This is a genomic window from Solwaraspora sp. WMMA2101, from assembly GCF_049179175.1.
Lineage (GTDB): Bacteria > Actinomycetota > Actinomycetes > Mycobacteriales > Micromonosporaceae > Micromonospora_E.
In genome coordinates this window covers 5,679,492-5,697,747 of record NZ_JBMHMA010000006.1, presented here as the reverse complement: position 1 = coordinate 5,697,747, position 18,256 = coordinate 5,679,492, and the positions used below count along the sequence as shown (strand labels likewise).

Sequence of the window (18,256 nt, the reverse complement as noted above, 5' to 3'; positions counted from 1 at the left end):
ACGTCAGAAACCTTCGGCCTGGGCCCGGCGTTTCACTTCGCGGGCCCGGTCACCGCCGAGCGCCGCCGCCGGGATGCCGGGCAGCGTGTCGTCGGGGCGGTACAGCCAATCGAGGGTCTCCTCGTCGGAGAATCCGGCGTCGTGCAGCACGGTCAGCACCCCGGGCAGGTGCTTGCGGACGGTGCGGTTGGCGACCAGTTCGGCCGGCACCCGGCGGACACCTTCGCGGCGTACCGCCAGCAGCTCCCGGTCCCGGATCATCTGATGGACCTTGCTGATCGTCACCTCCAGCCGCTCGGCGACCTCGGGCAAGGTGAGCCAGTCGGTGGGACCGCCGGGGGTCGGTGTCGCGGACGCGGCGGTGGCGGGATCTGTCACATGACTACCCTGCCACGCAGCACACGCACGCCACCACGTACCCCGCAGGTAACGGTTTGGCCCGGTTCGGTCCGCCCGGGTCGATCAGTGTTCTGCCGCCACCCCCCGGCCGCATAGACTGCCTGCCGATGGACACACAGGTCGCCGATTCGCTGATGGGCTCGTTGATAGGCGGGCGCTACCGCATCCGTGCCCTCGTGGCCCGGGGCGGCATGGCGACCGTGTACACCGCCACGGACGAACGGCTCGAACGTACCGTCGCACTGAAGATCATCCATTCGACGCAGCTCGATGAGGTCCGCAGCCGCGACACGGGTTTCCTCGACCGGTTCACCGACGAGGCGAAGACCATCGCCCGGCTCACCCACCCCAATGTCGTCGCCGTCTACGACCAGGGCGTGCACGAGGGGCTGCCGTACCTGGTGATGGAGTACGTCCGGGGCCGGACACTGCGTGACGTGCTGGCGGAACGTCGCCGGCTCAACCCGGGTGAGGCGCTGGCCATCCTCGACCAGATGCTGGCGGCCATCGGTGCCGCGCACCGGGCCGGCCTGGTGCACCGCGACGTCAAACCGGAGAACGTACTGGTCGCCGAGGCACCGACCGGTGGCGCGGGCAACCTGATCGACAGCGTGGTCAAGGTCGCCGACTTCGGCCTGGCCCAGGCGGTGGAGGCCAGTTCCGAGGCGGGCGCCGGGCAGCTGATGGCGACGGTGGCGTACGTGGCACCGGAGCTGGTCACCGAGGGTCGGGCGGATCCGCGTACCGATGTCTACTCGGCCGGGATCGTGCTGTTCGAGATGCTCACCGGCCGGGTCCCGTACGACGGCGACCAGCCGGCCGTGGTGGCCTGGCAGCACGTCGACCAGGACGTACCGCCGCCGTCGCAGACGGTGCCCGGGATTCCCGCGATGGTCGACGACCTGGTCGTGCGGGCCACCCGCCGGGACCCGGGGCAGCGACCGACCGACGCCGGGGCGTTGCTGACCCAGGTGCAGGCGGTCCGCGACGATCTCGGCAACGCCAGCGCCAACACCGCGGTGCTGCGCCACGTGGCCCAGCCCACGATGGCGATCAGCCCCGTGCAGCCGGCCGACCGGCCGGCATGGGCCCGGCTGCCCGAGCCCAAGGAGAAGCGCGACCGGCCAGGGCAACGCCGCCGGTCCTCGGCCAGCACCGTGGTCCGGTCGACGGCGGCCGGTGGACCGCCGATGGCGGCGGTCGCCGGCGACAGCTACACCCCCGGCACCTACCGCAGCGGTGACGCCGGTGCCGGCACGTACCGCAGCGGTGACGCCGGTGCCGGCACGTACCGCAGCGGTGACGCCGGTGCCGGCGCCGGACGCGGCGGGTGGCTGCGGGACCCACAGAACCGGCTGGCGGTGATCGCCGGCGTGGTGGTGCTGGTCCTGCTGGTGGGCATCGGCGGTTGGTGGTTCGGGGCCGGCCGGTACACGGCCGCGCCCGAGCTGGTCAGCCTCGACCGGGCGCAGGCGCAGGCACTGGCCAACGAGCGGGGCCTGACCGTCCGGTTCACCGACCCGCGCCACGACGACACGGTGGCCCGCGATCTGGTGCTCGCCCAGGATCCGCCGGGCAACGGCCGGGTCGTACGTGGCGGCGAGATCGTGCTCACCCTCTCCCTCGGCCCGGAGCGCTACCAGGTGCCCGACGTGGTCGGCAAGACCCTCGACCTGGCCCGGGTCGACCTGGAGAAGGCACTGCTCGTGCTGGAGCAGGGCCCCGACCGGTACGACGACAACCTGCCCGCCGGCAGGGTGATCGCCGTCGATCCGCCGGTCGGCGCCGAGGTCACCGCCGGCGACGTGGTGACGGTGACGGTCAGCAAGGGTCGGGCGCCGATCACCGTGCCGAACGTGGTCGGGCTCGACGTCAACGAGGCGCGGCGGGTCCTGGAGGATCTCAAGCTGGAGCCGTTGGTCGCCTCGGAGGAGTCGGACAAGCCGAAGGACCAGGTGATCGGGCAGGAGCCGGCGGACGGTGCCGGGGTGGAGGAAGGCGCGGAGATCAAGCTGCGGGTGAGTGAGGGTCCGCCCGCTGTCACGGTGCCACGGATGATCGACCGTCCGTGTCCGGAGGCGCAGGCCGAACTGCAGGGTCTGGGCTTCACGGTCCGGGTCGACTTCAACCCCAACGGTACGGTCCGCTATCAGAGCCCGGGTGAGAACTCCCAGGTGCCGCCGGGCACCGAGGTCGTGATCGGGTGTCTGTAGTGCGGCCGGGGCACGGCGCCGACGGTCACCGGTGGGTCGGGTCGCACACGCCGACCTCGGGCGGGCTGGCGCGCGCCGCGCTGCCCTACGCCGACGCCGCCGGATCCGAGGTGGTGCAGGTCTACGTCGGCAACTCGCGCGGCTGGGCGATGCCCGACGGTGACCCGGCGCAGGACGCGGCGTTCCGGGACGGCTGCGCCGAGCGCGGGCTGCGCGCGTACATCCACGCCTCGTTGCTGGTGAATCTCGGCTCGCCGACCGCCGCCACCGTCGAACGCTCCACCGCGACCCTGGCGCACGCGCTGCGCCGGGGTCGCGCGATCGGCGCCGAAGCGGTCGTCTTCCACGCCGGCAGCGCCGTCGACGACGGGTACGCCGACACCGCGATGCGTCAGGTACGTGCGGCGCTGCTGCCGTTGCTGGACGCCGCCGAGGCCGCCGGTGAGCCGATGCTGCTGGTGGAGCCGAGCGCCGGCGGCGGCCGTTCGTTGGCGTCGCGGGTCGAGCATCTGCAGCCGTACCTGGCCGCGGTGGACTGGCATCCCCGGATGGGGGTCTGCTTCGACACCTGCCACGCCTGGGCGGCCGGGCACGACGTGGCCGCACCGGGTGGCATGACGGCGACGGTGGACGCGCTCGTCGCTGCGGTCGGCGCGGACCGGCTGCGGCTGGTGCACGCCAACGACTCCCGTGACGGTTGCGGATCCACCCGGGACCGGCACGAGACGATCGGCAAGGGCATGATCGGTGAGGCGGCGTTCGCCGAACTGATGCGGCATCCGGCCACGGCCGGGGTGCCGGTGGTGGCGGAGACCCCGAGCGACAAGCACCTCGGGCACGCCGCCGACATCGCCACGCTGCGACGGCTGGCGGACGACCCGGCCGCTCTGGCGACCGTCCGCCACCCGTCATCGACGCACTGACCTGGAGCTCAGGTACCGAACGCCCGGCGGATCAGGTACGGAGCCCGCGGTAGGCCCGCCCGGCGAGCGGAGCGAAGATCGCGGTGATCAGCAGTGGCCAGCCGATGGCGAGCCACACCGCGCCGTCGGCGAGCGGGCCGTCGGTGACGCCCGTCGGATTGCCGAACAGTTGGCGGACGGCGGTGGCGGTGGCCGACAGCGGATTCCAGGCGGCGATCGCGCCGAGCCAGCCGGGCATCGTCTCGGCGGACACGATCGCGGTGGAGAGGAAACCGACCGGCCAGACCAGCACCTGCACGGCCATTGTCGCGCCCTCGCCGCGTAGCAGCAGGCCGAGGTAGATGCCCAGCCACAGCACGGCGAACCGCAGCCACAGCAGCAGCCCGACGGCCAGGGCGACCGACGCCGGGCCGGCGTCGATGCGCCAACCGACGGCCAGCCCGCCGGTGATCAGCACGAGCAGTTCGACCGCCGAGGCGGCCATGTCGGCACCGACCCGGCCGAGCGAGACCGCCGCGCCACCGATCGGCATCGAGCGGAACCGGTCGGTGATCCCCTTGCGGGCGTCCTGGGCCATCGCGATGCTGGTCGCCTCGACGCCGAACATCATGGTCAGGGCTAGCATCCCGGGGAGCAGGAAGGCCAGGTAGTCGCCGCCGCCGGGGACGGTGATGGCGCCGCCGAACAGGAATCCGAAGATCAGCAGCAGCATGATCGTGAAGAGCAGGTTGAAGATCGGGGTCCACGGTTGGCGTACCCAGTGGGCCAGGTCCCGTTGAGTGATGATCCATCCGGCGCGCAGGGTGGTCACCGGCCGGCCTCCTTGTCGGTCAGCGCGAGGAACACCTCGTCGAGGGTCGGGCGGCGCAGTTGCAGGTCCTCCGGGGTGATTCCGAGGTCGTCGAGGGTGCGCACGACGGCGGCCAGCGCGGTGACGGCGGCGTCGACCTCGACGGTCACCCGGCGGGCGTCGGCGTCGACGGTCGCGGGCGCGCCGACCGCGCGGGACAGTCGATCGGCGAGTGGCTCCAGCGGTTCGCCGGCGGCCAGGGTGAGGCTGACCCGGTCGCCGCCGATGCGGCGCTTCAACGTGTCCGGGGTACCGCTGGCGGCGACCCGACCGTGGTGCAGCACGGTGATGTCGGTGGCGAGCTGGTCCGCCTCGTCGAGGTACTGGGTGGTCAGCAGCACGGTGGTGCCCTGCTGCGCGACTTCGCGGACGCCGCGCCAGACCTCGGCGCGGGCCCGGGGGTCCAGCCCGGTGGTCGGTTCGTCGAGAAACAGTACGGCGGGCCGCACGATCATCCCGGCCGCGATGTCCAACCGGCGGCGCATCCCGCCGGAGTAGGTGGCGACCGCCCGGTCGGCGGCGTCGGTGAGGTCGAACTGGTCGAGCAGCGCGTCGGCCCGCCGCCGGGCGTCGGCGGCGGTCAGGCCGTACAGCCGGCCGAACATGACCAGGTTCTGCCGGCCGCCGAGGATCTCGTCGACGGCGGCGTGCTGACCCACCACTCCGATCCGTTTCCGCACCTGCCGGGCCTGGGTCCGGACGTCGAGTCCGGCCACCCGTACGTCACCGGCGTCCACGTCGATCAGGGTGGCCAGCGCCCTGACCGCAGTGCTCCTGCCGGCACCGTTGGGGCCGAGCAGGCCGTGGATGGTGCCGGCCGGGACCTGCAGGTCGATGCCGTCGAGCGCGGCCCGGTCGCCGTACCGCTTGCGCAGGCCGTGGGCTGTCAGGGCGTGTTCCATCGCCACTCGCTCCTAACTCCGTATTGGTTACGGAATATACCGCTGCAACACCGTACACCACACGGCGTATCCTGCGCACATGGCTGATCAGGACGTCGACCGCACGCTGACGCTGCTCTGGCGCCGTACTCTCGGCACCCCGCAGGGCTCGCGGGGGCCGAAGCAGCGGGTCAGCGTGGACGACGTGGTGACGGCGGCGATCGCGGTCGCCGACGAGGCCGGCCTGGCCGCATTCGCACTGCGCAAGGTCGCCGACCGGCTCGGGCTGAAGCTGATGTCGCTCTACACCTACGTGCCGGGCCGCTCCGAGCTGATCGGCCTGATGGTCGACGAGGTGCTGGGCGAACGGGAACTGCCGGCACTCACCGGTGACCTGCGGCAACGGCTGCACACCGTCGCCCGGCACCAGTGGGACGAGGCACACCGGCACCCGTGGCTGCTGCAGGTCGACAACAGCCGGCCGTGGATCGGACCGAACGGGTCGGACCGCTACGAGTGGCAGCTCACCGCCGTCGAGGGCGCCGGCTTCACCGACCTGGAGATGGACCAGATCGTCACGTTGATCAGCGGGTTCACCGCCAGCGCCGCCAAGGCGTCCATCGAGGCGCGTCAGGCCGTCGACCGGTCGGCGATGACCGACGCCCAGTGGTGGGAGATCAACGCACCGGTTCTGGAGCGGGTGATGCCGCCGGGCGCGTACCCGATCTCGTCACGGGTCGGCACCGCCGCCGGCCAGGAGTACAGCTCCATCGGCGACCCGCAGCGGTCCTTCCGCTTCGGCCTGGACCGGATCGTCGACGGCCTGGAGCGCCTACTGGAACGCTGACGCGGTAGGACCAGCGCTAGCGCCGCAGAATGCCGGTGAGGACGGCGACCGCCCGGTCCACCGCGTCGTCGTCGACGTCCAGGTGGGTGACCAGCCGGGCGGTGTCCGGCCCGACCACCGAGACCAGCACTCCCTCGGCACCGGCCGCCTCGGCCAGCGCCGGCCCACCCAGCGCCGTCGCACTCAGGTCCAGCGCGACGATGTTGCTGCGGACCTGCTCCGGGTCGACGACGCCGTACGGCGCCAACGTCTGTGCCAGCCGGGCGGCCCGCGCGTGGTCGTCGGCCAGCCGCTGCACGTGGTGCGCCAGCGCGTACCGCCCGGCGGCGGCGAGCACCCCCGCCTGCCGCATCCCGCCGCCCATCCGCTTGCGCAGCTGCCGGGCGGCGGCGACCCGCTCGGCGCTGCCGACCAGCACCGAGCCCACCGGTGCGCCGAGTCCCTTGGACAGGCACACCGACACGGTGTCGAACAGCGCACCGTAGCTGGCCAACGGCACGCCGTCGGCGACGTGGGCGTGCCAGATCCGCGCCCCGTCGCAGTGCAGCGCCACCCCGGCCGTGGCGGTCAGCTCGCGGAGGCGACGCAGCACCGGCGTACCGATGATCTGCCCGCCGGAGCGGTTGTGGGTCTGCTCGACGGCGACCGCCCGGGTCGGCACCGCCCCGTACCCGGCCGGCCGCAGCATCGCCGCGACCAGGTCCGGGTCCGGCGCACCGCCGGCGGCGGGCCAGGTCCGCGAGGAGATCCCGCCGTACGCCGCCGCCGCACCGACCTCGTAGGTGACCACGTGGGCGTCGGCGTCGCAGAGCAGTTCCCCGCCGGGCGGCACCAGGGTCTGCAGGGCGAGCTGGTTGGCCATCGAACCGGTCGGGGCGAACAGCCCGGCCTCGTGCCCGAGCATCGACGCGACCTGTGCCTCCAGCGCGTTGACCGTCGGGTCCTCGCCGTACACGTCGTCGCCGACCTCGGCGGCGGCCATCGCCGCGCGCATCCCCGGTGTCGGCCGGGTGACCGTGTCCGACCGCAGGTCCACCACGGTTCCCGCCGACGGACCGGGTCGGGCCGGGTCAGCCACGCAGCATCTCCGCGACCAGGAAGGCCAGCTCGAGGGACTGCTGGGTGTTCAGCCGCGGGTCGCACGCGGTCTCGTACCGGTCGGGCAGGTGGATGTCCTCGATCGCCTGGGCACCGCCGAGGCATTCGGTGACGTCCTCGCCGGTCAACTCGACGTGCAGGCCGCCGGGGTGGGTCTGCAGGCCCCGGTGCACCTCGAAGTAGCCGAGCACCTCGTCGACGATGCGGTCGAAGTGGCGGGTCTTGTAACCGTTGGACGACTCGTGGGTGTTGCCGTGCATCGGGTCGCACTGCCACACCACCCGGGCACCGGCGGCGGTGACCTTCTCCACGATGGGTGGCAGAGCGTCACGGACCTTGTGGTTGCCCATCCGGCTGATCAGCGTGAGCCGGCCGGGGACGTTGTCGGGGTTGAGCTTCTCGCAGAGCTCGAGTGCCTGCTCCGGGCTGGTCCCCGGGCCGAGTTTGACGCCGATCGGGTTGGCGATGCGGGAAATGAAGTCGATGTGCGCGCCGTCGATCTGCCGGGTCCGCTCGCCGACCCAGAGGAAGTGCCCGGACAGGCCGTAGGCGCGGTCGTCGGAGATGCGGGTCAGGGCGCGGTCGTACTCCAGGGCCAGGGCCTCGTGCGAACAGTAGAGCGTGACAGTGCGCAGCGCCTCGTCGTCGGTCATCCCACAGGCCCGGATGAACGCCAACGCCCGGTCGATCTCCCGGGCGATCGCCTCGTAGCGCTCCCCCGCCGGGGACCGCTTGACGAACCCCTTGTTCCAGTCGTGCACGGCGTGCAGGTCGGCCAGCCCGCCGGCGAGGTACGCGCGGAGCATGTTCATCGCGGCGGCCGAGTTGGCGTACGCCCGGATCATCCGCTGCGGGTCGGCGACCCGGGCCTGCGGCGTCGTCTCCAGCGAGTTGATCATGTCGCCGCGGTACGCCGGCAGCCCGAGCGCGTCCGTCGGCGCCGAACGCGGCTTGGTGTACTGGCCGGCCACCCGGGCCACCTTGACCACCGGCAGCGACGCGCCGTACGTGAGCACCACCGCCATCTGCAGGATGGTCCGGGCGTTGGCCAGCAGGTGGCTCTCGGTGTTGTCGCTGAACGTCTCGGCGCAGTCGCCGCCCTGCAGCAGGAAGGCCTTGCCGTCACAGACCAGGGCCAGACGCTGCCGCAACTGGTCGACCTCGTACGGGGCGACGACCGACGGCACGTTGCCCAGCACCTGGCAGACCTCGTCGACCGCGGCCGGGTCCGGCCACGGCGGGGTCTGCGCCCGGGGCAGCTCCCGCCACCGGTCCAGGCCGAGCGCCACGTCCTCGACCGAGTCGATGGCGGGTCGGCTGGTCTGCAGGCTGGGGTGCCCGACCGACGGGTAGCTCAGCTGATGCCACTGTTGGCCCATGCGCCAAAGACTAGTCTGCGGTCGGGGCGCCGGGGTCGCCGGCCGGGGCGGTGAGGTCGCCGGCCGGGGGCGCTCCGACGGCGTCGTCGAAAACGGTGCCGACGTCGTCGGCCGGGTCGTCAGAGTCGACCGGCGGGTCGTCGGGGTCGACCGGCGGGTCGTCGGTGCCGGTCTGCGGGACGTCGGGGTCGGCCGCGCGGCTGGTCTCGTCGTGGATGCACCAGGTGCCGTCGTCGGCCGGGGTGACGGTGAACACCAGCTCGACCGGCACAGTCGTGCCGCCGGTGACGACCGTCACGCGGGTGGTGACCTCGTACCCGACCGTGGTCTGCCGGGTGCCGGCGATCTCCGCCTGCGGCACGGTGAACTCCTCGGCGAAGTCACCGTTAGGCCCGGTCGCGCTGGCCTCGAAGATCGGCTGGGTGGCGGGGCAGAACTGGGCCCGGCCCTGAGCGACGTCCTTGCTGCGCATCGCGTCCAGGTAGGCGTGCACCACCGCTTCGGACTCGCCCTGCCCGGTCGGCGTCTGCGCGGCCGACGGTGTGGGGGTCTGCGGCGCGGGAGCGTCGGTGGTGCAACCGGAGATCGGCAGGACGAGTACGACGAACGCCGGCAGCGCCACCCGTACCGTCTGGAACCGCATCCGCGTCCTCCTCTGTGACTACCCGGGCCGGGACGAGTCTACGGCGGCGGGCCGCACCGACCCGGTGACGGTGAGCGCGGCGGCCACCGCGTCGGCGACCTGGCTGACGTACCGGGCGGGCAGCGGGGTCCGGGCGACCGCCAGACGCCAGTAGAGCGGACCGACCATCAGGTCGACGAGCAGATCGGGGTCGGTCTCCGCCGGGATCTCCCCCCGGGCCACCGCGCGACTGGTCACCAGGCTGCCGATGCCCCGCTGGCTGTCGCGTAGCGCGGTCTGCAGGGTCTGCGCGATCGCCGGGTTGCGGGCCGCCTCGGCGAGCAGGTCGGGCACGATCTGCCCGGCCAGCGGATGGCGCAGGGCACGGGCCGCGATGGCGAGCACCACTTCGAGGTCGCCGCGCAGGGAGCCGGTGTCGGGCACCCCGGTCACCCCGACGGCCACCTCGGAGATGATCTCGATCACCATCTCGAGTTTGGAACCCCATCGCCGGTACACGGCCGTCTTGCCGACGCCGGCCCGGCGGGCCACCGCCTCGATCGACATCCGGCCGTATCCGACGGCGGCCAGCTCCTGGAAGACCGCAGCCCGGATCGCCTGTGTCACGTCCTCGCGGAGCACCGCCGCTCCGGCGGGTGCGCGTTTGCCGTCGCCCTGCATCCGTCGGAGTGTAGCCGAACGACGATACGGTTGCGTATCGTCGTTGGCTCCCCTACCGTTTCCGTCAGGACGCGACGGTATCGTTCCGTGCCACCGGGCGCCCGAGGTGAAAAATCGGACGGGCAGCTACGGAAGGGGTCGGAGGTGCGCGAGTGGCAGCGCTGGCTGAGGGAAGGACGGACGGGATGCAGCAGCCAACCAGCGGCACGACCGTGACGCTGGAACCGGAGAGCGGGCCGACGCTCGCCGAACTGGCCGAGCGGCACGGGCTGGCTGTCAGCGGCGCCCGGCCCGGCCTGGGCACCTACCTCAGGCAGGTGTGGTCCCGGCGACACTTCATCTGGACGTTCGCCAACGCCCGGCTGATCGCCACGTACACCAACGCCCGGCTGGGGCAGATCTGGCAGGTGATCACGCCGCTGGCCAACGCCGGCGTCTACTTCCTGGTCTTCGGGGTGCTGCTCGGCACCAACCACGGGATCGACAACTTCATCGCCTACCTGTGCACCGGCATCTTCATCTTCAGCTTCACCCAGCAGACGGTGAGCACGGCGGCCCGGTCGATCGCCGACAACCTGAACCTGATCCGGGCGATGCACTTCCCCCGGGCCAGCCTGCCGATCACCTCGGTCCTGGTCCAGGTGCAGCAGCTCGCCCCGTCGATGCTCGTCCTCGTGGTGATCATGCTGGTCACCGGCGAGTGGATCGACCTCAGCTGGCTGCTGCTGATCCCGGCCCTGATCCTGCAGATCCTGTTCAGCACCGGGCTCGCCCTGATGGTGGCCCGCTGGGCGTCGCGCACCAGCGACCTGTCCCAACTGCTGCCGTTCGTGATGCGGACCTGGCTGTACGCCTCAGGCGTCTTCTACAACATCGACCGCTTCACCGCCGACCTGCCGGGCTGGGTGGCGGTGGTGCTGCAGTTCAACCCGATGGCGGTCTACATCGACATCGTCCGGTACGCGCTGATGGACTCGATGGGCACCGCGCCCGGCTACCTGTGGCCGGCGGCCACCGCCTGGGCGCTGGTGATGATCGTCGCCGGCTTCGTCTACTTCTGGCGTGCGGAGGAGGAGTACGGCCGTGGCTGAACCGCTGGTCGCACCGGCACCCGGCACCGACACCCGGGTGCCCACGGTGATCGTCGACAACCTGCACGTCGTCTACCGCGTCACCGCGGGTGGCGGCGGACGTACCAGCCCGGTCGCCGCGCTGCGGCGCATCGTCACCCGCCAGCCCGCCCCGTCGGTACGCGAGGTGCACGCCATCCGGGGCGTGAGCTTCGTGGCGTACCGGGGTGAGGCGATCGGGCTGATCGGCAGCAACGGCTCCGGCAAGTCGACCCTGCTGCGGGCGGTGGCGGGGCTGCTGCCGCCCCGCCGGGGCAAGGTCTACACCCAGGGCCAGCCGTCGCTGCTCGGGGTGAACGCCGCGCTGATGAACGACCTGACCGGCGAGCGCAACGTGGTGCTCGGCTGCCTGGCGATGGGGATGAGCCCGGCCGAGGTACGGGCCAGGTACGACAGCATCGTGGACTTCTCCGGCATCAACGAGCGGGACGACTTCGCGTCGCTGCCGATGCGGACCTACTCGTCGGGCATGGCCGCCCGGCTGCGCTTCTCCATCGCCGCCGCGAAGAGCCACGACGTACTCATGATCGACGAGGCGTTGGCCACCGGTGACGCCGCCTTCCAGAAGCGCAGTGAGGAACGGGTCCGCGAGCTGCGGGCCGAGGCCGGCACGGTCTTCCTGGTCAGCCACTCCAACAAGTCGATCCTGGACACCTGCGAGCGCAGCATCTGGCTGGAGTCCGGGGTGATCCGGATGGACGGCCCGAGCGCCGACGTGGTCAAGGCGTACCAGGACCACGTCAACCGCAAGTAGGCCGCCCGGTCTGTCGCAGGACCGTACGGTCCTGCGACAGACCGGGCGCCGACCCTGTCTGCGGGTCAGCCGAGTCCGCTGCGGATCGCGGTGACCAGTTCACCGTTGCCGGTGTCGCCGGAGAGCTCCCAGAAGAAGGCACCGCCGAGACCCTGGCCCCTGGCGTAGTTCATCTTGCCGCCGATGGTGGCCGGGGTGTCGTAGCTCCACCAGTTGCTGCCGCACTTGGCGTACGCGGTGCCACCGACCGTGCCGGTCGCCGGGCAGGTGTTCTTGAGCACCTTGTAGTCCTCGATGCCCTGCTCGTAGGTGCCCGGTGCCGGCCCGGTGGCGCTGCCGCCCGGGGCGGTCTGGCTGACCCCGGTCCAGCCCCGGCCGTAGAAGCCGATGCCGAGCAGCAGCTTGCTGGCGGGGATTCCCTTGCTCTTGAGTTTCTGGATCGCCGCGTCGGACCAGAAACCCTGCTGCGGGATGCCCGGGTAGGAGGTCAGCGGCGAGTGTGGTGCCGTCGGCCCCTGCGCGTTGAAGGCGCCGAAGTAGTCGTAGGTCATCGGCATGATCCAGTCGAGGTTGCCGGCCGCGCCCGCGTAGTCGGTGGCGTCGATCTTGCCACCGCTGCTGCCGTCCGCGGTGATGGCGGCGGTGACCAGGGCCGACGGCCCGAACCGGGTGCGCAGCGCCGAGACCACGTTCTTGAACGCGTTCGGGCCGCTGGCGTCACAGGTGAGTCCGCAGGCGTTGGGGTACTCCCAGTCGATGTCGATGCCGTCGAACACGTCCGCCCAGCGGGGGTCCTCGACCAGGTTGTGACAGGATTCGGCGAACGCGGCCGGGTTCTGCGCCGCCTGGGTGAAGCCGCCGGACCAGGTCCAGCCGCCGAACGACCAGATCACCTTGAGGTGCGGGTACATCTGCTTGAGCTTGCGCAGCTGGTTGAAGTTGCCGCGCAGCGGCTGGTCCCAGGTGTCGGCCACCCCGTCGACGCTCTCCGCCGCCGTGTACGCCTTCTCGTAGTCGGCGAAGCTGTCCCCGATCGTGCAGCGTCCGCCGGTGGTGTTGCCGAAGGCGTACAGGATGTGGGTCATCTTCGCCGCGGACCCGCTGGTGTGGATGTTGCGCACGTGGTAGTTGCGGGCGTACACGCCCCACTGGGTGAAGTAGCCGACGACCTTCTGACCGGGCGGCGGCGGTGGTGGCGGCGCGGTGGTCGGTGGTGGCGTCGTCGGGGGCGCGGTGGTCGGGGGTACGCTCGTCGGCGGCGCGGTCGTCGGGGCCGGACCGCCGCCGCAGGCGACGCCGTTGATCGTGCAGTTCTGCGGGGCCCGGAAGGCGCCGGTGCCGATGTAGCCCCAGCTGATCGAGGCACCGGGGGCGAGGCTGCCGGCCCAGCTCTTCTTGACCGCGGTGTACCGGGTGCCGCTGCGGGTCACGTCGGCGTCCCAGAAGCTGCTGATGGTGGTGCCGGCGGGCAGGTCGAACTCGATCCGCCAGGTGCTCACCGGGGCGTCGGAGCCGTTGGCGACGGTCACCTTGACCTCGTGGCCGGTGCCCCAGTCGGAGGTGGCGACGAAGCTGGCGGAGATGCTGCCGGCGCCGAACGCCGCGGTGACCGGCACGGCCGCCGCAGCGGTCACCACTGCCAGCGCGCCGGCCCACACGGCACGGCGCAGGGATGTTCTCATGAGGCGTCTCCCTATTAGTTAGGAAACTTTCCATAAAGTGTCTGAGACGCTACTCACCTGTCCAACCGTTCGTCAAGATGTCGATATCTCGATGCGGTGGGCGACCGCGCCGCAGCTCAGACGCGCCGACGCCCAGAGAAGCCGCACTCCAGCCGGTGATACCAGCGGATCTCGCCGTCACCTTCCAACCAGCACCAGAGCACGGGGCGCCCGTCGAGCTCGCCCGGGAAGTCCAGCAGCACCGGGGCGACACCCTTGACCTGGATGTCCTGCTCGTTGACCTCGTCGATGATCCCGTAGATCCGGGCTTCCAGCCCTTTGACCTCGGCCAACCCGCCGTGCGGGCTCGGCACTCCGGCGGCCAGGTCGGCCCGCAACTCGGCCAGGTCCGCCCGCAGCGACACGAGCTCGTCGATGCGGGGTCGCAGGGTTGCCATCAGGTGCCGCGCCTGGGCGAGAGTGAACACGTCCGACAGTATGGTCCACCGAGCGGACCGGCGGACACCACCACCGCTGCCCCCGGGCCGCCGCCGGACGCCCGAGCGCCGGCGGCGGCACAGGGCGCGTCGGCGGAACGCGCCCCGGTCGGCCGGCCACCGGGGGGCATCCAGGGCCGGCACCACGACGTCGCCGCAGGGGGAAGTGTCGATGCGACGTCGGTACGGTGGTCCCGGCCGCGAACCGGTTCCGCTGATCAGGCGCCACAACCACCGTTGTTGCATACGGTAGCCACATCGCCACGTTCGGCGGAAGTCCTGGAACGTGAATGAATGCCTCAGGTGTGCTGCGCGGCCAGCTCACGGGCCCGGTCGCGGGCCGCCTCCAGCGCCGCGAGCAGGGCCGCCCGTACGCCGTGGTTCTCCAGCTCCCGGATGGCCGAGATCGTGGTGCCGGCCGGCGAGGTGACGGCCTCACGCAGCTTGACCGGGTGCTCGCCGGAGTCGCGCAGCATCACGGCCGAGCCGATCGCCGTCTGCACGATCAACTCGTGGGCCACCTGGCGGGGCAGCCCGAGCAGGATCCCGGCGTCGATCATCGCTTCCACGAGCAGGTAGAAGTACGCCGGCCCGGACCCGGACAGCGCGGTGACCGCATCCTGCTGGGACTCCGGCACCCGCAGCGTGGCGCCGAGTGGCGTGAACATCTCCTCGGCCAGGGCCAGGTGCGCGGCGGTGGCGTACCGGCCCGGCGAGATCGCCGTCATCGCCTGGTCGACCAGGGCCGGCGTGTTGGTCATCACCCGGATCACCGGAGTGCCCTCGGGCAGCCGCCGGGCGAAGAACTCGGTCGGCAGCCCGGCGCACAACGAGATGACCAGCTTGTCGGCCGGCACCTTCGGGCCGATCTGGTCCAGCAGAGCGGCGGCGTCCTGCGGCTTGACCGCCACCGCCAGCACCTCGGCCTCGGTGACCGCGACGAGGTTGTCGACCACCGGAACGCCGTACCGCAGGGCGAGGTCCTCGGCCCGCTCCCGACGCCGGGTGGTGGCCAGCAACTGTGCGGCCGGCCAACCGGCGCGCAGCAGTCCGGACAGGACCAGCTCACCGATCTTGCCGGCACCGATCACCGCGACCTTGTGCGCGCCGGGAGGCATCCGTACTCCGCTCTGCTGATGCGACACGCCCGGCGACGGACGGGCACGCGCGGACGTGTGCCGCGCGCCCCCACCCGTCGCCACGACGGTCAGCTGCCGAAAAAGACCTCGGCCTCGGTGTACCGCTCCAGCGGGACGGTCTTGAGCTCCCGGGTCGCCTCGGCCAGCGGCACCCGGACGATGTCGGTGCCCCGGATCCCGACCATCTTGCCCCAGTCGCCGTCGTTGGCGGCGTCGATGGCGTGCAGGCCGAGCCGGGTGGCGAGGACCCGGTCGAACGCGGTCGGGGTGCCACCGCGCTGAATGTGGCCCAGCACGACGGTCCGGGCCTCCTTGCCGGTCTTGGCCTCCAGCTGCTCGGCGAGCCACTGGCCGATGCCGCCGAGCCGGACGTGGCCGAAGGAGTCGAGCTCCTGGTTCTGCAGAACCATCTGGCCCTCCATCGGCTGGGCGCCCTCGGCGACCACGACGATCGGGGCGTACTGCTTCTGGAAGCGCTTCTCGACGTAGGTCGCGACCTGCTCGACGTCGAACTCACGCTCCGGCAGCAGGATCACGTTCGCGCCACCGGCCAGGCCGGCGTGCAGCGCGATCCAGCCGGCGTGCCGGCCCATGACCTCGACCACCAGGGTGCGGTGGTGGCTCTCGGCGGTGGTGTGCAGCCGGTCGATGGCCTCCATCGCGATGTTGACCGCGGTGTCGAAGCCGAAGGTGTAGTCGGTGGCGCCGAGGTCGTTGTCGATGGTCTTCGGCACGCCGACCACCTGGACACCGAGCTCGTGCAGCTTGGTGGCGACACCGAGGGTGTCCTCACCGCCGATCGCGACCAGGGCGTCGACACCCTGGGCGGCCAGGTTCTCCTTGATCCGCTCGACCCCACCGTCGATCTTGAACGGGTTGGTCCGGGACGACCCCAGGATGGTGCCGCCACGGGGCAGGATGCCCCGTACGTCGTCGATGCCGAGAGGCTTGCTCAGCCCCTCCAGCGGCCCGCGCCAGCCGTCGCGGAAACCGATGAACTCGTGACCGTAGCTGGCGACGCCCTTGCGCACCACCGCCCTGATCACGGCGTTCAGGCCGGGGCAGTCGCCACCACCGGTGAGCACGCCGATACGCATGATCCGCTCATCCTCCAGGAATCTGTGACCCACTCGAGCCCCAGGAACGAAGTCCGGTCAGACCGTCGGCGTCATTGCCGGCCCGGGGCGGGCCGTCAGTGCGCACTTTATCGGCCCACCCGGCGGCGAGGCGACCAGACCCCGAGGATCACCGTCGAGACGGACCCGGTCACCGGCGGTACGCCTGGCTGATCACCTGCCACCGGGCCAGGTTGTGCCGCGCGTCGACCAGCGCGTCGTGACGCTCGGCGACCGCCGTCGGCAGTGCCGGGCGGCCCGCGTCGTCCCACCGTTGCCGCAGATCCTTGGTGAACCGCGGCACCGGGCGGGGCAGCGCCGGCATCGCGCCCCACAGCTGCGCCAGGGCCACGTGGTCGTACGCGGCGTACCAGGCCCACAGCTCCAGCTCGTCGGCCGTACCGGCGCGCAACGGTGCCACCAGGAACTCGTACAGCTCGTCCCGGATCCGTTCGCGGGAGCGCCAGGCCGGGTCGGCCGGCGACGGAAGCTTGTCGAGCACGTTACGGCGCACCCAGGGGATCGCCCGGGCGGCGTCGAACTCGGTGGAGACCGCGTAGAACTCGCGGCCGTGCTCGTCGACCACGCCGATCGAGACGAGGTCGATGATCCGGCCGTCCTCGATGAACTCGCAGTCGTAGAAGTAGCGGTACGTCATCGCCGTCATCCTCGCCGATCGGCGTCGACGGCGGCCCGTCGGGGTACCGGCCGGGGCCACACCGCCCCACGGACGGACCCCGGCCGGCACCGCTTCCCCACGGCCGGATCCACCGGGCCCCCGTGTCGGCCCCCACCCGTCGGTGGATCTGGCCACCAGCCTGCCGGTTTGTCGGGCACAGGACTGTCACAGAAATGATTGTGGGGGTGTACACCACGCGACAGGCCAGCCATGATCTGATGTTGACACCGTTCTCCGAACGGTATCAATTTCATGTTCGCCCGCGTCGGTGCTGCATCCCCGGCCGGGTGCGATGGTGCCCTCGGTGGGATGGTGCCCTTGGTGGGGAGGGGTTGGACCGTGGAGATGCGCCTGCCGGAGCCGGGTGACGCGCTCACCGGCGTGGACATGTTCGCCGGCCTCGAACCGGAGGTCCGACAGCGGGTGATCGCCGCCGCCGTGCCCCGCACCTACCGTAAGGGGCAGTTGCTCTTCGTGGAGAACGATCCCGGCGATTCGCTGATCGTGCTCAAACGAGGCGCGATCGCGGTCTTCCGGACCGCGCCCACCGGCGAACGTGCGGTGCTGTCGGTGATCCGCCCGCCCGACGTTCTCGGCGAGGTGTCACTGCTGGACGCCTCCACCCGCTCGGCGTCGGCCGAGGCCATCGAGGACTGTGCCGCGCTGGCCCTGTCCCGCGGCGCGTTCATGGACCTGGTCCACTCCAACCCACGGATCCTCGACGCGGTGATGCGCTCGCTCGGCGCGCTGATCCGCCGGCTCACCGAGCAGAACGCCGACCACGTCTTCCTCGACCTGCCCGGCCGGGTGGCCAAGACCCTGGTCCGGCTGGCCGGGGAGAGCCACGCACCGATGATCACGATCGAGTTGAACCAGAGTCAGCTCGCGGAGATGGCCGGCGGCTCCCGGCAGAGCGTCAACCAGGCCATCGGCTCGTTCAGCAGCCGCGGCTGGCTGCGTACCGAGGGGCGTCGGATCGTGGTCACCGACGTCGCCGCGTTGCGTCGTCGGGCCGGCATGGCCGACCGCTGACCGGCACGCGGCCGCGGTACGGCCGACCGCCGACCGGCCGCAGGGCGGTACCCGTCGGCTGACGCGTACCGCCCTGCCCCTGCGTGATCAGGGTTGGGTGCTGGTCGGGCCGATCCAGTTGGTGCCGACCTTCTCGCTGGTCGGGCCGATCCACTCGGAAACGACCCCTTCCTCCTCCAACTTGGCCAACGTGCCGGCGTCGAGATCGACCATCTCCCCTGCGGAGTGGTCGACGCCGGACGGGTCGGTCCAGTCCTTCTCCAACCTCGCGTACACCATCTCAGGACTCCCCTGCTCGGTCTGAACTGGCGGAATGAATGTAGCCCGGTTCCACCCACCGATGGACTGTCCATTAG

General features: G+C 71.4%; 19 protein-coding genes. 6 read left to right on the top strand and 13 right to left on the bottom strand.

The genetic code is table 11. From position 1 onward, the window contains the following. Positions 1-3: 3 nt before the first annotated feature. Entirely contained in the window at positions 4-378 is a 375-nt protein-coding gene (locus ACN28F_RS26960) for an Rv2175c family DNA-binding protein (RefSeq protein ID WP_289210633.1), read from the bottom strand. A 128-nt stretch (positions 379-506) separates the two neighbouring features. Here ACN28F_RS26960 and ACN28F_RS26955 point away from each other — a divergent pair, with 128 nt between their 5' ends. Together ACN28F_RS26955 and ACN28F_RS26950 are read left to right on the top strand one after the other, a co-directional pair. Further along, the gene (locus ACN28F_RS26955) at positions 507-2,612 is read left to right on the top strand and encodes a protein kinase domain-containing protein (protein ID WP_421360261.1); all 2,106 of its coding nucleotides are present in this window, start codon (positions 507-509) and stop codon (positions 2,610-2,612) included. Further along, positions 2,612-3,535, top strand: a complete 924-nt coding sequence (locus tag ACN28F_RS26950; RefSeq protein ID WP_421361532.1) for a deoxyribonuclease IV — start codon at positions 2,612-2,614, stop codon at positions 3,533-3,535. Before ACN28F_RS26955 ends, ACN28F_RS26950 begins: the two co-directional genes overlap by 1 nt. Before the next feature lie 31 nt (positions 3,536-3,566). Here the strand turns inward: ACN28F_RS26950 and ACN28F_RS26945 are convergent, their stop codons facing one another. Together ACN28F_RS26945 and ACN28F_RS26940 are read right to left on the bottom strand one after the other, a co-directional pair. Further along, positions 3,567-4,346, bottom strand: coding sequence for an ABC transporter permease (locus ACN28F_RS26945; protein ID WP_421360259.1), 780 nt, complete (start codon positions 4,344-4,346; stop codon positions 3,567-3,569). Continuing rightward, complete coding sequence (locus tag ACN28F_RS26940) at positions 4,343-5,287, bottom strand: ATP-binding cassette domain-containing protein (protein WP_421360257.1); 945 nt, start codon at positions 5,285-5,287, stop codon at positions 4,343-4,345. Before ACN28F_RS26940 ends, ACN28F_RS26945 begins: the two co-directional genes overlap by 4 nt. Before the next feature lie 79 nt (positions 5,288-5,366). Between ACN28F_RS26940 and ACN28F_RS26935 the strand changes: the two genes are divergently transcribed. After that, the gene (locus ACN28F_RS26935) at positions 5,367-6,113 is read left to right on the top strand and encodes a TetR/AcrR family transcriptional regulator (RefSeq protein ID WP_289210629.1); all 747 of its coding nucleotides are present in this window, start codon (positions 5,367-5,369) and stop codon (positions 6,111-6,113) included. Between the two features lie 16 nt (positions 6,114-6,129). On the opposite strand, the gene ACN28F_RS26930 is transcribed toward ACN28F_RS26935, so the two are convergent. Genes ACN28F_RS26930 through ACN28F_RS26915 form a run of 4 tightly spaced genes read right to left on the bottom strand, consistent with a single transcriptional unit; the run spans position 6,130 to position 9,893 of the window. Then, on the bottom strand, positions 6,130-7,152 hold the full coding sequence (locus tag ACN28F_RS26930) for a threonine aldolase family protein (protein WP_421361530.1): 1,023 nt from the start codon (positions 7,150-7,152) through the stop codon (positions 6,130-6,132). 31 nt (positions 7,153-7,183) lie between these two features. Beyond that, positions 7,184-8,590, bottom strand: a complete 1,407-nt coding sequence (locus ACN28F_RS26925; RefSeq protein WP_289210628.1) for a class II 3-deoxy-7-phosphoheptulonate synthase — start codon at positions 8,588-8,590, stop codon at positions 7,184-7,186. A 10-nt stretch (positions 8,591-8,600) separates the two neighbouring features. Continuing rightward, positions 8,601-9,233 (bottom strand): nuclear transport factor 2 family protein, encoded by a 633-nt coding sequence (locus ACN28F_RS26920; RefSeq protein ID WP_421360255.1) that lies wholly within the window; start codon positions 9,231-9,233, stop codon positions 8,601-8,603. 18 nt (positions 9,234-9,251) lie between these two features. Next, entirely contained in the window at positions 9,252-9,893 is a 642-nt protein-coding gene (locus ACN28F_RS26915) for a TetR/AcrR family transcriptional regulator (RefSeq protein ID WP_421360253.1), read from the bottom strand. Between the two features lie 185 nt (positions 9,894-10,078). Between ACN28F_RS26915 and ACN28F_RS26910 the strand changes: the two genes are divergently transcribed. Both ACN28F_RS26910 and ACN28F_RS26905 read left to right on the top strand, forming a co-directional pair. Continuing rightward, positions 10,079-10,984 carry an ABC transporter permease gene (locus tag ACN28F_RS26910; protein ID WP_421360251.1) on the top strand — a complete coding sequence of 302 codons (906 nt, stop codon included), beginning with the start codon at positions 10,079-10,081 and terminating at the stop codon, positions 10,982-10,984. After that, a complete protein-coding gene (locus ACN28F_RS26905) occupies positions 10,977-11,777 on the top strand; it encodes an ABC transporter ATP-binding protein (protein ID WP_282228333.1) in 801 nt (266 codons plus the stop codon). Before ACN28F_RS26910 ends, ACN28F_RS26905 begins: the two co-directional genes overlap by 8 nt. Positions 11,778-11,842: 65 nt before the next feature. Here the strand turns inward: ACN28F_RS26905 and ACN28F_RS26900 are convergent, their stop codons facing one another. The 5 genes from ACN28F_RS26900 to ACN28F_RS26880 all read right to left on the bottom strand — a co-directional run bounded on the left by ACN28F_RS26900 (position 11,843) and on the right by ACN28F_RS26880 (position 16,847). Then, positions 11,843-13,459: a glycosyl hydrolase family 18 protein gene (locus ACN28F_RS26900; RefSeq protein ID WP_289210624.1), complete on the bottom strand. Its 1,617-nt coding sequence runs from the start codon at positions 13,457-13,459 to the stop codon at positions 11,843-11,845. 116 nt (positions 13,460-13,575) lie between these two features. Further along, entirely contained in the window at positions 13,576-13,926 is a 351-nt protein-coding gene (locus tag ACN28F_RS26895) for a DUF2203 domain-containing protein (protein WP_289210623.1), read from the bottom strand. A 308-nt stretch (positions 13,927-14,234) separates the two neighbouring features. Then, positions 14,235-15,053 carry a pyrroline-5-carboxylate reductase gene (gene proC / locus ACN28F_RS26890; RefSeq protein ID WP_289210622.1) on the bottom strand — a complete coding sequence of 273 codons (819 nt, stop codon included), beginning with the start codon at positions 15,051-15,053 and terminating at the stop codon, positions 14,235-14,237. Positions 15,054-15,142: 89 nt separating this feature from the next. Continuing rightward, positions 15,143-16,171 (bottom strand): 6-phosphofructokinase, encoded by a 1,029-nt coding sequence (locus ACN28F_RS26885; protein ID WP_289210621.1) that lies wholly within the window; start codon positions 16,169-16,171, stop codon positions 15,143-15,145. A gap of 169 nt (positions 16,172-16,340) precedes the next feature. Then, a complete protein-coding gene (locus ACN28F_RS26880) occupies positions 16,341-16,847 on the bottom strand; it encodes a polyadenylate-specific 3'-exoribonuclease AS (RefSeq protein ID WP_289210620.1) in 507 nt (168 codons plus the stop codon). 360 nt (positions 16,848-17,207) lie between these two features. Here ACN28F_RS26880 and ACN28F_RS26875 point away from each other — a divergent pair, with 360 nt between their 5' ends. After that, the gene (locus ACN28F_RS26875; RefSeq protein WP_282228339.1) at positions 17,208-17,900 is read left to right on the top strand and encodes a Crp/Fnr family transcriptional regulator; all 693 of its coding nucleotides are present in this window, start codon (positions 17,208-17,210) and stop codon (positions 17,898-17,900) included. A gap of 87 nt (positions 17,901-17,987) precedes the next feature. Here ACN28F_RS26875 and ACN28F_RS26870 read toward each other — a convergent pair whose 3' ends face one another. Further along, a complete protein-coding gene (locus ACN28F_RS26870) occupies positions 17,988-18,179 on the bottom strand; it encodes a hypothetical protein (protein ID WP_282228340.1) in 192 nt (63 codons plus the stop codon). Between the last annotated feature and the right edge of the window lie 77 nt (positions 18,180-18,256).

Coding starts and splice junctions, on each gene's coding strand:
- ACN28F_RS26955 (WP_421360261.1), top strand. CDS start 507: ATGGACACACAGGTCGCCGATTCGCTGATGGGCTCGTTGATAGGCGGG.
- ACN28F_RS26940 (WP_421360257.1), bottom strand. CDS start 5,287: ATGGAACACGCCCTGACAGCCCACGGCCTGCGCAAGCGGTACGGCGAC.
- ACN28F_RS26935 (WP_289210629.1), top strand. CDS start 5,367: ATGGCTGATCAGGACGTCGACCGCACGCTGACGCTGCTCTGGCGCCGT.
- ACN28F_RS26925 (WP_289210628.1), bottom strand. CDS start 8,590: ATGGGCCAACAGTGGCATCAGCTGAGCTACCCGTCGGTCGGGCACCCC.
- ACN28F_RS26920 (WP_421360255.1), bottom strand. CDS start 9,233: ATGCGGTTCCAGACGGTACGGGTGGCGCTGCCGGCGTTCGTCGTACTC.
- ACN28F_RS26915 (WP_421360253.1), bottom strand. CDS start 9,893: ATGCAGGGCGACGGCAAACGCGCACCCGCCGGAGCGGCGGTGCTCCGC.
- ACN28F_RS26910 (WP_421360251.1), top strand. CDS start 10,079: ATGCAGCAGCCAACCAGCGGCACGACCGTGACGCTGGAACCGGAGAGC.
- ACN28F_RS26900 (WP_289210624.1), bottom strand. CDS start 13,459: ATGAGAACATCCCTGCGCCGTGCCGTGTGGGCCGGCGCGCTGGCAGTG.
- proC (WP_289210622.1), bottom strand. CDS start 15,053: ATGCCTCCCGGCGCGCACAAGGTCGCGGTGATCGGTGCCGGCAAGATC.
- ACN28F_RS26885 (WP_289210621.1), bottom strand. CDS start 16,171: ATGCGTATCGGCGTGCTCACCGGTGGTGGCGACTGCCCCGGCCTGAAC.
- ACN28F_RS26880 (WP_289210620.1), bottom strand. CDS start 16,847: ATGACGTACCGCTACTTCTACGACTGCGAGTTCATCGAGGACGGCCGG.
- ACN28F_RS26870 (WP_282228340.1), bottom strand. CDS start 18,179: ATGGTGTACGCGAGGTTGGAGAAGGACTGGACCGACCCGTCCGGCGTC.